Here is a 12,987-nt window from a genome sequence, read left to right on the forward strand (position 1 = left end):
CCGCGCGACGACACCCCTCAGAGCCAGTCGCGCGGCACCAGGTAGTCGGCCAGGCGCGATTCGGGGCTGCCGGGTTCGGGCGAGAAGCCGTATTCCCAGCGCACCCGCGGCGGCAGGCTCATCAGGATGCTTTCGCTGCGGCCACCGCTCTGCAGCCCGAACAGGGTGCCGCGGTCGTAGACCAGGTTGAATTCCACGTAGCGGCCGCGGCGGTACAGCTGGAACTCGCGTTCGCGCTCGCCATAGATGGCGTCCTTGCGCTGCTGCACGATCGGCAGGTAGGCGTCGAGGAAGCCATCGCCGACCGCGCGCAGATAATCGAAATCGCGCTCGAAGTCGCCGTGCAGGTCGTCGAAGAACAGACCGCCGACGCCGCGCGTTTCGTTGCGGTGGCGCAGGAAGAAGTACTCATCACACCAGCGCTTGTGCGCGGCGTAGCGTTCGTCGCCGAACGGTGCACACAGATCGCGTGCGACCCGGTGCCAGTGCTGCACGTCCTCGTCGAACGGGTAGAACGGGGTCAGGTCGAAGCCGCCGCCGAACCAGCTGGCCACCACTTCACCGTCGCGCTGCGCCTGGAAAAAGCGCACGTTGGCATGGGTGGTCGGCACGTACGGGTTGAGCGGGTGGAACACCAGCGACACGCCGGTGGCGCGCCAGGAGGCGCCCGCCAGTTCCGGGCGGTTGGCCGAGGCCGACGGCGGCAGGCGGCTGCCAGCAACGTCGGAGAAGCCGATGCCGGCCTGCTCGAACACCGCACCGTCGCGCAGCACGCGGGTACGCCCGCCACCGCCCTCTGCACGCTGCCACAGGTCTTCCTGGAAGCGGGCCCGGCCATCGACGGCCTCGATCGCCGCACAGATGCGGTCCTGCAGGTCGGTGAGGTAGGTGCGCACGCGCTCGAATTCATTCATGGCGCGTACTTTACCGCAGGGCCCGGCCAACGCTGCGGACAGGCCCTGGCAGGCTCAGCGCTTGCGGTTGGAAGCGCGCGGCGCCGGAGTGTCCTCGGCCGTCGCTTCGTCCACCGCCTCCTGCAGGACGCGGCCCAGCTCCAGGGCGCTCCAGTTTCCGGTGTCCAGCACGTCGCAGGCGACGTGGCGCCCGCTGCGGTCGGCGGCACACAGCCGCTCCAGCGTCGCATGGGCGTCGACGTCGCTGCTGCGGCCCTGCGCTGCGACCAGGTTTTCGCAGCCCTCGCGCACGCCGGCACGGCACACGGTGGTGTAGTGCTCTGCCGCCTGTCGCCACTGGCCGGACAGCGCAAGACGGTTGCCAAGAATGTTGCAGCCCTGCAGCTTGCCCTGCGCGCAGCAGGCTTCGGCACCGCCGCTGGCCAGCGCCTGCGGGCAGTCCTGCGGCAGCGGCAGCACCGTGTAGTGTTTCGGCGGGCTGCAGGTGCTCGCGCCCTCGCCGGTCGGCACGAACACCTGGAAGCGTGTCCACGTGTCCAGGCCCAGCAGCTGGCCCCCGGGCAACGGCCGCAGCACGAAGTCGCCGCCCTTGTCGTGGCGGATGCGGATGTCGCCGTCTTCGACACGAGCACGCAGCTGGCTGTCCCAGCCGATGCCGACCCGTCCTGCATCGCCGAAGTCCAGCGTATCCATCAGGCCACCTGCGGCGCGGAAGGTGCCGCAGGGCAGCGCCGTAGCCGGCTGCGGTCGCAACGAGGCGCCCAGCGCCTGCAATGCAGGCAGGCGCTCGCAGGCGGCGCTGTCCTTGCCGGGCGCGCACGCTGTGGTCAGTGCCTGCACCGCCTGCAAGGGGTCGCCGGATTCCCACGAGAGCTCGGCCACGCGGCTGCAGAAGCCGCCATGGCCGACCTGCTGGCACAACTCCAACAGCTGCTGGCGCTGCGCGGCCGGCACCACTACCGGCGTGGAGGGTGACAGCACGGAGCTCACGGCTTCGACCATCGCCGCACCCATCGCGGCCTTGACGATCTGCTCCCGCAGCGCCGGATCCGCTTCCAGCGCCGCTGCACAGGCCGGTGTCTCGTTGCTGAAGCCGCCATTCCGGCACGGCACAGGCAGTTCGATGCCGGCCAGTGCGGTATCGAGGAGGGCCTGTTGCTGCGCCTCATCCGGCGTGGCCGGCGCCCTGGCCTCGTCATGCCAGCGATCGGCCAGCTGCAGGCACATGCCGGGCACGCCTTCCCGGCACGCCGCTGCCAGCACGGTCGGGGTCGCCTCGTGGCGGTTGTCCAGGCAGGCCGCCGCATCGGCCAGGCAGCTGCCCGCAGCCGGCGCAGCGGCTGCGGCGCACTGTGCAGGGGCCTGCAGGGTGTAGACCGTGCCGTCCACCTCGAGGGTGCGGCCACGGTCGCGCACCTGCAGCGCGCTGGGCAGGCCATATTCCAGACTCACCAGCTGCAGCTTGCCTTCGATCTGCTGGAACGCGACCGGCGTCGGAGCGCTGCCGAAGTGCTTCTGCTCGCCACGGTTGGATGAGCTGACGCGCAGCGTGCTGCTGCCTTCGTCGGCCTTGAACAGGCCGCATTGCGGTGCCTGTGCCGCGGCCACCGGCGTGGCCAGCAGCAACGCCCAGGCCAGCCAGTGGCGGTACGGTGCGAGTGAGAGCATGTCGACTCGTTGACGATCAAAAGCAAAACGCCGGGTGCTGCCGGAGGCCCTGGCCCACACCCGGCAGAACTCAGCGGAAGCGCGCGCGCACGTCGGGGCGCAGCAGGCGCCAGGCCAGCCAGCCCTGCAGGCCGAGAAGCACGAACGACATGCCGACCACGGTCAGCGTGATCAGCCAGCGTTTCAGCTGCAGCTCCTGCAGCAGGGCCGGGTCATCGGCCAGCAATGGGATGAGGTCGCGCATGAACACGTCCAGCCACCAGGCGACTGCGAAGTTGCTCAAGCCGCTCAACAGCAGCAGCACCACGAAGCTCCACAGGCCCCAGCGACGTTCACGCAGCAGGCCCCAGCTGGACACGGTCGAGGCCAGGCACAACAGCGCGACGATCATTGACGCGGCCACCGGGTGCGCCAGCAGCCAGACCAGGCTGTGCAGCTGCTGGTGCTGCACTTCGCTTTCCACCAGGTGCCACAGCGCAAGGTGGTTCAGCGGCCACAGCACCAGTCCCTGCAGCACGAAGTAGATCGTCAGCAGCAGTGACAGCCAGAACGAGGCCTGTGCCACCGGGCGCATCCAGGCGTGATAGGCCGGGGACGGCGGCGAGGGGATCGACGGGATCGACATTGACATCCGATGTCCTTGCAGTCGGCGCCCGCCTGCTCAGCGGACCGTCACCCGGGTGGCGACCGCCGGCAGGATATGGTGTTCGCTCAAGGGTGCCAAGGGCAGGCCATGCGGCGGTTGCAGCGGCACCCAGGCCAGCTCGGCGATCTCGGCGCGCGCCTGCGGCGCACCGTCCACCTGCACCCACCAGGCCTGTGCCTGCACGCGGTGGCCGGGTTCGTTCACCGCCCAGTCCTCGAACGTGCCCAGCCCGATGGCGGCATTGGCGCGCAGCTGTACCCCCAGTTCTTCTTCCAGCTCGCGGGCCAGCGCCTGCAGGGGCGCCTCGCCGGGTTCGGGCTTGCCACCTGGCTGGATGAAGCGGCGTGCACCGTGCTTGCGCACCACCAGCGCCTGGCCGCGGTCATCCAGGATGACCGCAGCCACGATCCGGATCGTGGCTGCGGCGTTGCTCACTTCAGGTTCTGCTCGAACAGCTTGAGGATGCGCTTGTACTGGTCCAGCCAGGAATCGGCACGCACGTAGCCGTGACGTTCCAGTGGGTACGGGGCGATCGACCAGTTGTCCTTGTGCAGTTCGATCAGGCGCTGGGTCAGGTTCACCGAATCCTGGAAGAACACGTTGTCATCCATCATGCCGTGGGCGATCAGCAGGTTGTCCTGCAGGTTCTGCGCATACTCGATCGGCGAGGAAACGCGGTACGCCTCCGGGTCGATGTCCGGGGTGTTGAGGATGTTGCTGGTGTAGCCGTGGTTGTAGTTGTGCCAGTCCACCACCGGGCGCAGCGCGGCGCCGGCCTTGAACGTGCCCGGTGCACGGAACAGCGCCATGAAGGTCATGAAACCGCCGTAGGAACCACCGTAGATGCCGGCGTGGTCGCGGTCACCCTGCTGGGTGTCGACCAGCCAGTCCAGGCCGTCCTTGTAGTCTTCCAGTTCCGGGTGCCCCATGTTGCGGTAGATGGCCGTGCGCCAGTCGCGGCCGTAGCCCTCGCTGCCGCGGTAATCCATGTCCAGCACGATGTAGCCCTTCTGCACCAGCAGGTTGTGGAACATCTGCTCGCGGAAGTAGGCCGGGTAGCGCTGGTGCACGTTCTGCAGGTAGCCGGCGCCGTGCACGAACATCACGATCGGGTACTTCTTCCCCGGTTCCTTGTTTTCCGGTTCGTAGTACTTGGCCCAGACCACGCCAGCACCATGCTTGGACGGCACTGCCACCAGCTTCGGCTGGATCCACTGGCGCGCCTTGTAGTCGGCGGTGCGGGTGTCGGTCAGCACGCGTGCCTGGCCACCGGCACTGGGCAGCACGGCCAGCTGCGGCGGCAGGTAGGCGCCGGAGTAGCGCACCAGCAGCTGCTGGCCGTCCGGCGACAGCGAGAAATCCTCCACGCCGTTGAGGCTGGTCAGCTCGCGCACCTGGCGGCTGCCGGTGTCGACCGCGCAGACTTCGTAGTCATGCGGCGCCTGCTGGTTGCACAGGAAGTAGAAGCCCTTGCCATCGGCCGACGGCACCGGCGCCGAGGTTTCCCACTTGCCGCTGGTCAGCGCCTGCGGCTTGGCCGTGCCGGCCTGGGTATACAGGTGCGAGAAGCCCGATTCCTCCGACAGCAGCCACAGCGTGCGGCCATCGGCCATCCAGCCGAAATCGTTGAAGCCCCAGTTGATCCAGGCGTTGTCGGTCAGGCGGTGGCGGTTCTGCACACGGCCGTCGGCAGCGTTGACGCTGATGATCCAGCGGTCCTTGTTGTCGTTGGCACGCAGCATCACCGCGGCCTGCTGGCCATCGGCGCTCCAGCGGATGCCGCCGCCCATGAAGTCGCTCATCACCTGCACGCTGCGCTCACCCTTCAGCGCGTCCTTGCCGGCCTTGCGGCGCAGTTCGGCCAGCGGGTCGGTGCTGATGCCCGGCAGGCTGGCCAGCGAGACCTTTTCGGCCTTGCCGGTGCGCACGTCCACGTACCACAGCGTGTGCGGCTCGAAGCCATTGCGGCCGACGCGGGTGCGGGTGTCCTCGGTTTCCTCGTAACCCGATTCGGTCACATACAGCGGCATCTTGCTGGTGCGGCCGTCGTCGAAGTCCTTCGGCTTGGTCACCACGATCAGGTGGGTCAGGTCCGGCGACAGCACGCTGTCGGCGATCTCCACGTCGGCGCCCAGGTACACCGGGCCCGGCGCACGCGTCGGGTCGGCCTGGCGCCAGCGCTGGTCCTGGTCCTTCAATGCCTCGCGCTGCTCGCGGTCGCGGCGCAGGGTTTCCAGCGTGCGCAGCTGCTGGTCGCGCAGCACATCGGCCTTCGGCGGCGTACGCGGATCCTTTTCGGCCTTCAGGCTGGCCACCTGCTGCACGCCGCTGGCGGCGGTCCAGTGGAACCAGTTCTGGCCGACGCGCCAGATCACGCCATTGTCGGCGGCGAAGTTCACGTTGCCCGCGCGTTCGTTGCTGCGGGTGAGCTGGGTCAGCGCGCCACTGCGCAGGTCGCGCACGAACACATCGCCATTGCGCACGAAGGCGCTGCGGCTGCGGTTGCGATCGTAGACGGGATCGGCCACGTCCAGGGTGCCGCGCTGGTCATCGGCCACCTGCGCGGCCACGCCGCCGGTCAGCGGCTGGCGGAAGGTGTCGCGTACCGGGCTGCCGCTGCGCTTGAGCTGGTACTCCACCTGCTGGCTGTTCCACGACCACCAGGCCTTCTCGACCGGCGGACCGATCCAGTCCGGGTCGGCCATCGCCTGTTCAATGGTGATCGGCGTCAGCGCGGCGTGCGCGGCCGGTGCGGCCAGCACGGCCGACAGCAGGAGGGACAGGGGCAGCACTCGGGACATGGGCGGACGGCACCAGAAGAGGAAACCGGCCAAGGGTAGCAGCCGTCCGGGCCGGGGGCAGGGGCCACAGGTCATGGCAGCGGGATTGGCAAAGTGGCGCAACCGGTTGCCGTGGTCGCGCATCCATTCTCCTGAACCCGCATCATCCACCGAACAGGAGCCCGACCATGCAGGAATTGATCCCGATCACCCTCTTCATCTGCATCGCCTACGCGATCCACGCCATTGCCGATGCCCGCGCGCGTAGCAAGCTGGTGGCCCCGCACGTGCCCGAGGAAGTGATCCGCTCGCTGGCCGTTCTGGAAGAAGAGCGCCGCCGCCAGGGCGCGCTGCGCTGGGGCATCAGCTTGGTCAGCTTGGCCGTGGCGATGGGCCTGCTGGAGGCGATCGGTGCACGCGAGCTGACCTTCGGCGCCTCCGCTGCGATGGTTGGCAGCGCCGGCCTTGGCCAGCTGCTGGCCTGGCACTTCACCGGCCCTGCCGCGCGCAAGGGCTGAGCCGGCGCATGCCACGGGCACAGGGGGCGCCCCGTAGATGAGCCTGCTCGGCGAAGCATTGTCGGCACTGCGGGGCCATCGCCGCCACGATACGGCGGCGACGGCGGCACCCATCGAACCGCTGGATGCGGACCAAGCCTTGGTGCGGGCCATCATCGACGGCTCGCAGTCGGCCTTCGCGCAGCTGGTGGAGACCCACCAGCGCACCTGCGCGCATGTGATCGGACGCATGGTGGGCGACCGCGACCAGGTGGCTGACCTGCTGCAGGAAACCTTCCTGGCCGTGTTCCGCCAGCTGCACCGGTTCCGCTTTGAATCTTCGTTGCGCACCTGGGTTTCACGGGTGGCTTACACCACGGCGTTGCAGCACCTGCGCCGGCGATGGCTGGAGGCGCAATGGATGGTGGCGGTGGAAGTACCCGAGGAACTGGGTATTGGCGATGAAGGGCCGGGGCCGGCTGAACTGAGCGAGGCGCTGCAGGCTGGTCGCCATCTTGGCGAGGCGCTGGAACGGCTGAGTGCACCGCAGCGGCTGATCGTCGGCCTGCATTACCTGGAGGATTTCGATCTGGCCGAGATCGAGCAGGTGACTGGGCTGGCACGCGGTACCATCAAGAGCCACCTGCACCGCGCGCGCCAAGTCCTGAAGCAGGAACTGACGCGGCATGCCACTGCCGGAGAGCTGCTGTGAACCCACCCACCGACCCTCGCGATGCGGAAGAGCGCGCGCTGGCGCAGGCGTTGCGTGAGCAGGCTCAGCAGGAACAGACACCGAATGTGAGCGAGGCGCTGCAGAAGCGCATTGCCGCCGAGTCGCGCGACAGTGGCGTGGGCTATGTGGTGGTGCAGGTAATGCTGGTGGGTGCGCTGCTGGCGGCCGGCGCTTGGTACTTCTGGGTCTAGAAGAACATTGACGCCCGCAACTGCTTTGGGACGTTTCTTCCTCCAACTTCCGATCAGATATCCAAGCGTCGGGCGTTGTCTCCACGTCGGCAGTTGGCCTTTCCCGTCAGACTCCGTCACGTCGGCCTCGTCATCAGTGGCAGTCGCTCTATCCAGGGTCCGCGAGCTACGTGTGTTTCCTGAGGAAAGTTGCAAACTCCATCCCTCCGCTTGAGTCGGAGTTTCACAATCAGAGACTCTCAACCATCAGCTTCCACGGGTATGGAGTGAGAATCACATGGACAGGTGCGCCAGTAATCCAACGCCGGCTGCAGTTGGATGATGCTCTACTACATCCAGCTTTCGCTTGCCCGTTTCAAGCAACGGATCGGCACTCATCTGGCAATCGCTCTCATGCTGGGTGCGGGGGTAGGGATCACCACCGTGATGCTCTCCATTGTTCTCCAGGCATCGTCGGATCCCGCACCAGGCCGGAGCTCCGCATTGTTCCGCCCGTACCTTGACGCGCGTCCAGATGCCCTGCGCAGTGGTTCCCCGGATCCGGGACAGGCACTGACCTGGCCAGATGCGAAGGCGCTTCTGGGCCAAGGTGGGACGTGGAAACAGGCAGCAATGGCAGGGGGGGCGGTGACGCTCTCCCGGCCGGGAGCCTCCAGCGCAAGGCTGCGTGCGAGGTTCGCTACGTCGGAAGTCTTCAGTGTGCTTGGCATTGCCGTTGTTCAAGGACGGGCATGGACCGCCGAGGAGGGGCATGCTGCGAGTCGAATCGTGGTGCTTTCGCGTGCGCTCGCCGCGCGTGAGTGTGCACAGGACTGTGTTGGTCATCGGTTGGAACTGGGCAGGCGCACCTATACCGTTGTGGGTGTCGCGGAGGACTGGCATCCGGTGCCGATGTTTCAGGGAGATCTCACACGCCGGCCGTTTGTGGAACCTGACGAGATCTACCTGCCGGTTGAGACCGCAATCGCGGACAGGCTGACTGTTGTGGACGGGACGGCGATTTGGGGAGGTGACCAGGACACGGACCCTGCAGGAGCCAACGTGTCATGGCTTCAATTGTGGGCGTGGCTGCCCACCGCAGATGATGTCGCCGCCTACCGGGCGAATCTGAATGCCTATGCACAGGCAAAGGGTCTTCGGATCGAACCAGGCACCCAGCAGGTGGCACTCTGGCCTTTGAAGGATTGGCTGGACAGGCTGGGATTGGTTCCAGAGCGGGCCAGGATGCAGCTTCGGCTGTCACTGATCCTTCTCGGTGTGTGCATCGTCAACGCGGCGGCGCTGCTCAGCTTCAGTCTGGGGCGCCGTCGGCGGGAGCTCGCGATACGACGTGCACTGGGCGCGCGACGCCGGGACGTGTTCATCCAGCTCATGTGGGAATCCATCGCGGCGGGAGCCGCAAGCAGTGCGCTCGCTGTCGTCACCTATATGCTGGGAATCCGGGTGGTTGCTGCGGGAGACGTTCTGCCCAGCGCGATAACCGCGATGCATGCTGGGGCAATGCTGATGGCCGCCGGCCTGGGAGTCGTCACGACGTTGCTCTGTTCATTGGTCCCGTCGTTTGAAATCTGCAGGGTCAGCTCCCTTTCGAATGCCTTTGCGAAGGGGGTTGCCTGAAATGATCGAATCGATGAGGGAGACTCGACGGCATTTGGGAAGCGCCGCACTGCTTGCAGTGCAGGCAGCGCTTGCAAGCCTGGCATGTGCGTTCGCACTGCAATCTGCGCTGGACAGCTTCGCCAGATTGAACACCGGGAGCATCCGGGAGGCAGCATCGATTGGTGTGGTCAGGGTATCCGATGTCGAAGAAGGCGCGGATGCAGCAGTGCAGCGGGCAGACCTGTCCGCGATCCGGCTGCCCGGTGTTCAGGACACGGTTGTGAGCGACGCTGTTCCGTTCGGAGGAAGAGCCCATCGATACGGCGTATGCACCAGTGAGTCGGCCATGGTGTATTCGATGAATGCGGGTACGACAGACGTTGCCGGATGTGATCGCATTCCCGTGGTAACTGCAAGCTCTGGTCTGCTGGCGATGCTGGGCGCGGGAATCGTCCTGGGGCGGGACGCCACGGAGGACGACATGGTTGAAGGCACTCCGGTGGTGCTGATCAGTGAATCGCTGGCTGCCCGACTGTTCGGAACGGAGAGTGCTGTTGGCCGCCACCTGTATTTCGGCCCCGGCAGCAGCCGGGTCATCATGGGCGTATTTGCCTCTGTTGCTGGACCGGCACCAGGAGGTAATGAGCGGGACTCGCAGTGGGCGCTACTTCCGGGCCTCCCCATGGGCGCCAGTCGCTACTATCTGGCGAAGTGGAGGTCGGAGGTTGATCGTTCATCGCTTGATCGTACTGTCGATGCGCTGCAGCGGCCTTATCGGATCGTGACTCCGGCCGGTGTCGAGACCCTGGCGGGATATCGCGACGCCTACGTCAAAGCTGATCGCTTTGCTACGACCGTGCTCGCGGTCATGACGGCCGTTGTTCTCGGTGTGCTGATGGCCGGCGTTTCCGGAGTTGTAGGCGCGTGGCTTGACCGGCGCCGGTACTCCATCGGGGTTCGACGGACATTAGGTGCTCGCAGGTCCGTGATCTTCGCCGAAATCATGTTCGAGGTTTCACTGTTCACCACGCTGGGCGCCCTGCTCGGCGCGGTGTCGTTGCAGTGGGTAGGGGCGCCGCAGGACGGCATCACAGGTTCACCGTGGTTCTCGATATCGAGCGCTGTTGTGCTGGTGATGGCGGCCTGCTTGACTGCACTGGTACCCCGGGCCCTGCGAATCGCCAAGGAGCCGCCCTTGACCCTGCTGAAGCCCCTGTAGCCCATTCATCCTGTCACCCGGCTTCACCTGCGACAAAGTGAAGCAGCGCGTCACCCGGTCGCATCCCGTCTTAACGAAATCCTCCTAAAGTGGTCCGGTATCCCACCGGTCACAGGCAGGAGGCGTCCCTTGGACGCGTTGTTGTTGTCCCGGATCCAGTTCGGATTCGTCATCAGTTTCCATGTGCTGTTCCCCGCCTTCACCATTGGCACGGCCAGCTGGCTGGCCTTCATCGAATGGCGCTGGCTGCGCACGAAGTTGCCCGTGTGGCGCGAGCTGTATTTCTTCTGGCAGAAGATCTTCGCGGTGTCGTTCGGCATGGGCGTGGTCAGCGGCATCGTCATGGCCTTCCAGTTCGGAACCAACTGGCCACGGCTGAGCGAGGTGGCCGGCACGGTCATCGGCCCGCTGCTGACCTACGAAGTGCTGACCGCGTTCTTCCTGGAAGCCAGCTTCCTCGGCGTGATGATGTTCGGCTGGGGCCGGGTTTCGCCGCGCCTGCATTTCCTGTCCACCTGCATGGTGGCGCTGGGCACGCTGTTCTCCACGTTCTGGATCCTGTCGTCCAACAGCTGGCTGCATACGCCGACCGGCTACGAGATGGTCAACGGCATCGTGCATCCGGTGGACTGGTGGCAGGTGGTGTTCAACCCCTCGTTCCCCTATCGCCTGGCGCACATGGCGCTGGGTTCGTTCATCACCACCTGTTTCGTGATCGGTGGTGTCGGTGCGTGGTACCTGCGCAAGGGCACGCATGTGGAAGCGGGCCGGCGCATGCTGGTGGCAGCGGTGGCGTTCGCGGCACTGACCGTGCCGGTGCAGATTTTCGTCGGCGACATGCATGGCCTGAACACGCTCAAGCACCAGCCGATGAAGATAGCGGCGATGGAAGCGCACTGGCATGAAACCAAGGAGGGCGAGGGCGTACCGCTGGTGGTGTTCGCGCTGCCGAACGAGAAGGAAGAGCGCAATGATTTCGAAGTTGCCATCCCGAAGCTGGGCAGCGTGATCCTCACCCACAGCCTGGACGGCACCTTCGACCCGCTCACTTCGGTACCGTCCAGCGAGCGGCCGCCGGTGACGCCGGTGTTCTTCGCCTTCCGCATCATGGTCGGGCTGGGCACGCTGATGCTGCTGCTGGCCTGGGTGTCGGCGTTCCAGTTGTGGCGCAGGAAGCTGCTGGATTCGCCGTGGCTGCTGCGCGGCTGGAACTGGATGCTGCCCAGCGGCTTCATCGCGCTGCTGTCCGGGTGGTTCGTCACCGAGATGGGCCGCCAACCGTGGGTGGTGTATGGCGTGCTGCGCACCGCTGATGCGGTCGGCCCGCAGAGCGCGTGGATGACCGCGCTGTCGCTGGCGGTCTACGTCGTTGGCTACGCCTTCGTGTTCGGCTGGGGCATCTGGTACCTGGTGAAGATCCTGCGCCACGGACCGCGTCCGCACGATGATGGGCCATCGCTGGACCACGGCAGCCACACCCCGGCACGCCCGCTGTCGGCGGCCGACGAACCGCTGGAGGAGCGCTGACATGGACCTGATGACCTGGCTGCCGGTGGCGTGGTTTGCGGTGATCGGCTTCGGCGTGCTGATGTACGTGGTGCTGGATGGCTTCGTGCTCGGTATCGGCATCCTGGCCCCGTTCGCCGAGGACGAGGAGCAGTTGGACCTGATGATGAACACCGCCGCGCCGATCTGGGACGGCAACGAGACCTGGCTGGTGCTCGGCGGCGCCGGGCTGCTGGCGGCGTTCCCGAAGGCCTATGCGGTGCTGTTGTCGGCGCTGTACCTGCCGGTGCTGCTGCTGGTGGTGGCGCTGGTGTTCCGCGGCGTGGCCTTCGAGTTCCGCTTCAAGGCGCATCGATCGCGCCGGCTGTGGAGCGTGGCGTTCGGCCTCGGTTCGCTGCTGGCGACCTTTGCCCAGGGCGTGATCCTCGGCACCCTGGTGCAGGGCATCCCGCTGGTGGACGGCGTCTACCAGGGCGGCGCATTCACCTGGTTCAGCCCGTTCGCGATGCTGACCGGTGCTGCGTTGGTGGCTGGCTATGCGTTGTTGGGCAGCACCTGGCTGATCCTGAAGACCGAAGGGCGCGTGCAGGCGCTGGCCCGGCAGATGACCCGGCCGCTGGTGGTGGCGGTGATCGCGGCGATGGGCCTGGTCAGCAGCTGGCTGCCGTTCCTCGATTCGCGGTTGATGGCGCGCTGGTTCAGCGACGGCAACTTCTGGTGGCTGTCGCCGGTGCCGCTGTTGACGCTGGCGGTGGCCGCCGCGCTGTGGCGCAGCGCGACCCATCCGCGCCGCGACCTGCCGCCGTTCCTGCTCAGCCTGGCCTTGTTCGTGCTTGGCTTCCTCGGCCTGGTGCTGGGCATGTGGCCCTATCTGCTGCCGCCGTCGATGACCCTGTGGCAGGCCGCCGCGCCGGCCTCCTCGCTGGGCTTCAGCCTGGTCGGCCTGGTCATTCTGCTGCCGGTCATCCTCGGCTATACGGCGTGGTCGTACCGGGTGTTCCGCGGCAAAGTGCGCGCCGATAGCGGTTACCACTGATCGATTGAAGCGGGGCCCGCTGGTGCCGGGCCCCCTGTTGTGGAATGTGAAATCTGCACACCCCGGGCGGGACGTGCTAGCGTGCGCTCCTTTCCGGCAGCCAGGGGGGCAGCCGGCGACGTCCTGGACGGACGCACGGCTGCAGGAACGGGGGGCCGCCGCGCGTCGCCGTAATGGCTCGTGCCTATCGTTCTCCCG

Annotated in this window: 12 protein-coding genes; 7 read left to right on the top strand and 5 right to left on the bottom strand. The window is 66.5% G+C overall.

Features of this window, described 5'->3' with window-relative positions:
* Positions 1 to 17: 17 nt before the first annotated feature.
* From hemF to AC5P65_RS00300, 5 genes are all read right to left on the bottom strand, one after another.
* The gene (gene hemF / locus AC5P65_RS00280; RefSeq protein WP_021203513.1) at positions 18 to 914 is read right to left on the bottom strand and encodes an oxygen-dependent coproporphyrinogen oxidase; all 897 of its coding nucleotides are present in this window, start codon (positions 912 to 914) and stop codon (positions 18 to 20) included.
* A gap of 54 nt (positions 915 to 968) precedes the next feature.
* Positions 969 to 2,582 (bottom strand): hypothetical protein, encoded by a 1,614-nt coding sequence (locus AC5P65_RS00285; protein WP_111098829.1) that lies wholly within the window; start codon positions 2,580 to 2,582, stop codon positions 969 to 971.
* 70 nt (positions 2,583 to 2,652) lie between these two features.
* Positions 2,653 to 3,213 (bottom strand): hypothetical protein, encoded by a 561-nt coding sequence (locus AC5P65_RS00290; RefSeq protein ID WP_111098828.1) that lies wholly within the window; start codon positions 3,211 to 3,213, stop codon positions 2,653 to 2,655.
* Between the two features lie 30 nt (positions 3,214 to 3,243).
* The gene (locus AC5P65_RS00295) at positions 3,244 to 3,663 is read right to left on the bottom strand and encodes an NUDIX hydrolase (protein WP_021203510.1); all 420 of its coding nucleotides are present in this window, start codon (positions 3,661 to 3,663) and stop codon (positions 3,244 to 3,246) included.
* On the bottom strand, positions 3,660 to 6,029 hold the full coding sequence (locus AC5P65_RS00300; protein ID WP_031270268.1) for a S9 family peptidase: 2,370 nt from the start codon (positions 6,027 to 6,029) through the stop codon (positions 3,660 to 3,662). The genes AC5P65_RS00295 and AC5P65_RS00300 overlap by 4 nt, the downstream gene beginning before the upstream one ends.
* A gap of 167 nt (positions 6,030 to 6,196) precedes the next feature.
* Between AC5P65_RS00300 and AC5P65_RS00305 the strand changes: the two genes are divergently transcribed.
* The 7 genes from AC5P65_RS00305 to cydB all read left to right on the top strand — a co-directional run bounded on the left by AC5P65_RS00305 (position 6,197) and on the right by cydB (position 12,789).
* On the top strand, positions 6,197 to 6,526 hold the full coding sequence (locus tag AC5P65_RS00305; RefSeq protein WP_111098826.1) for a hypothetical protein: 330 nt from the start codon (positions 6,197 to 6,199) through the stop codon (positions 6,524 to 6,526).
* A 37-nt stretch (positions 6,527 to 6,563) separates the two neighbouring features.
* A complete protein-coding gene (locus tag AC5P65_RS00310) occupies positions 6,564 to 7,217 on the top strand; it encodes an RNA polymerase sigma factor (protein WP_111098825.1) in 654 nt (217 codons plus the stop codon).
* Complete coding sequence (locus AC5P65_RS00315; RefSeq protein ID WP_021203506.1) at positions 7,214 to 7,429, top strand: hypothetical protein; 216 nt, start codon at positions 7,214 to 7,216, stop codon at positions 7,427 to 7,429. The genes AC5P65_RS00310 and AC5P65_RS00315 overlap by 4 nt, the downstream gene beginning before the upstream one ends.
* A gap of 321 nt (positions 7,430 to 7,750) precedes the next feature.
* Entirely contained in the window at positions 7,751 to 9,046 is a 1,296-nt protein-coding gene (locus AC5P65_RS00320) for an ABC transporter permease (protein WP_241744991.1), read from the top strand.
* Position 9,047: 1 nt separating this feature from the next.
* The gene (locus AC5P65_RS00325) at positions 9,048 to 10,247 is read left to right on the top strand and encodes an ABC transporter permease (protein WP_111098823.1); all 1,200 of its coding nucleotides are present in this window, start codon (positions 9,048 to 9,050) and stop codon (positions 10,245 to 10,247) included.
* A 129-nt stretch (positions 10,248 to 10,376) separates the two neighbouring features.
* On the top strand, positions 10,377 to 11,774 hold the full coding sequence (locus tag AC5P65_RS00330) for a cytochrome ubiquinol oxidase subunit I (protein WP_111098822.1): 1,398 nt from the start codon (positions 10,377 to 10,379) through the stop codon (positions 11,772 to 11,774).
* Between the two features lies 1 nt (position 11,775).
* Positions 11,776 to 12,789, top strand: a complete 1,014-nt coding sequence (cydB, locus tag AC5P65_RS00335; protein ID WP_021203502.1) for a cytochrome d ubiquinol oxidase subunit II — start codon at positions 11,776 to 11,778, stop codon at positions 12,787 to 12,789.
* The last annotated feature ends 198 nt before the right edge of the window (positions 12,790 to 12,987 follow it).

It is taken from the genome of Stenotrophomonas sp. YJH_SMC_48-3, assembly GCF_059369375.1.

Coding starts and splice junctions, on each gene's coding strand:
- AC5P65_RS00325 (WP_111098823.1), top strand. CDS start 9,048: ATGATCGAATCGATGAGGGAGACTCGACGGCATTTGGGAAGCGCCGCA.
- hemF (WP_021203513.1), bottom strand. CDS start 914: ATGAATGAATTCGAGCGCGTGCGCACCTACCTCACCGACCTGCAGGAC.
- AC5P65_RS00320 (WP_241744991.1), top strand. CDS start 7,751: ATGCTCTACTACATCCAGCTTTCGCTTGCCCGTTTCAAGCAACGGATC.
- AC5P65_RS00290 (WP_111098828.1), bottom strand. CDS start 3,213: ATGTCAATGTCGATCCCGTCGATCCCCTCGCCGCCGTCCCCGGCCTAT.
- AC5P65_RS00305 (WP_111098826.1), top strand. CDS start 6,197: ATGCAGGAATTGATCCCGATCACCCTCTTCATCTGCATCGCCTACGCG.
- AC5P65_RS00285 (WP_111098829.1), bottom strand. CDS start 2,582: ATGCTCTCACTCGCACCGTACCGCCACTGGCTGGCCTGGGCGTTGCTG.
- AC5P65_RS00300 (WP_031270268.1), bottom strand. CDS start 6,029: ATGTCCCGAGTGCTGCCCCTGTCCCTCCTGCTGTCGGCCGTGCTGGCC.
- AC5P65_RS00310 (WP_111098825.1), top strand. CDS start 6,564: ATGAGCCTGCTCGGCGAAGCATTGTCGGCACTGCGGGGCCATCGCCGC.
- cydB (WP_021203502.1), top strand. CDS start 11,776: ATGGACCTGATGACCTGGCTGCCGGTGGCGTGGTTTGCGGTGATCGGC.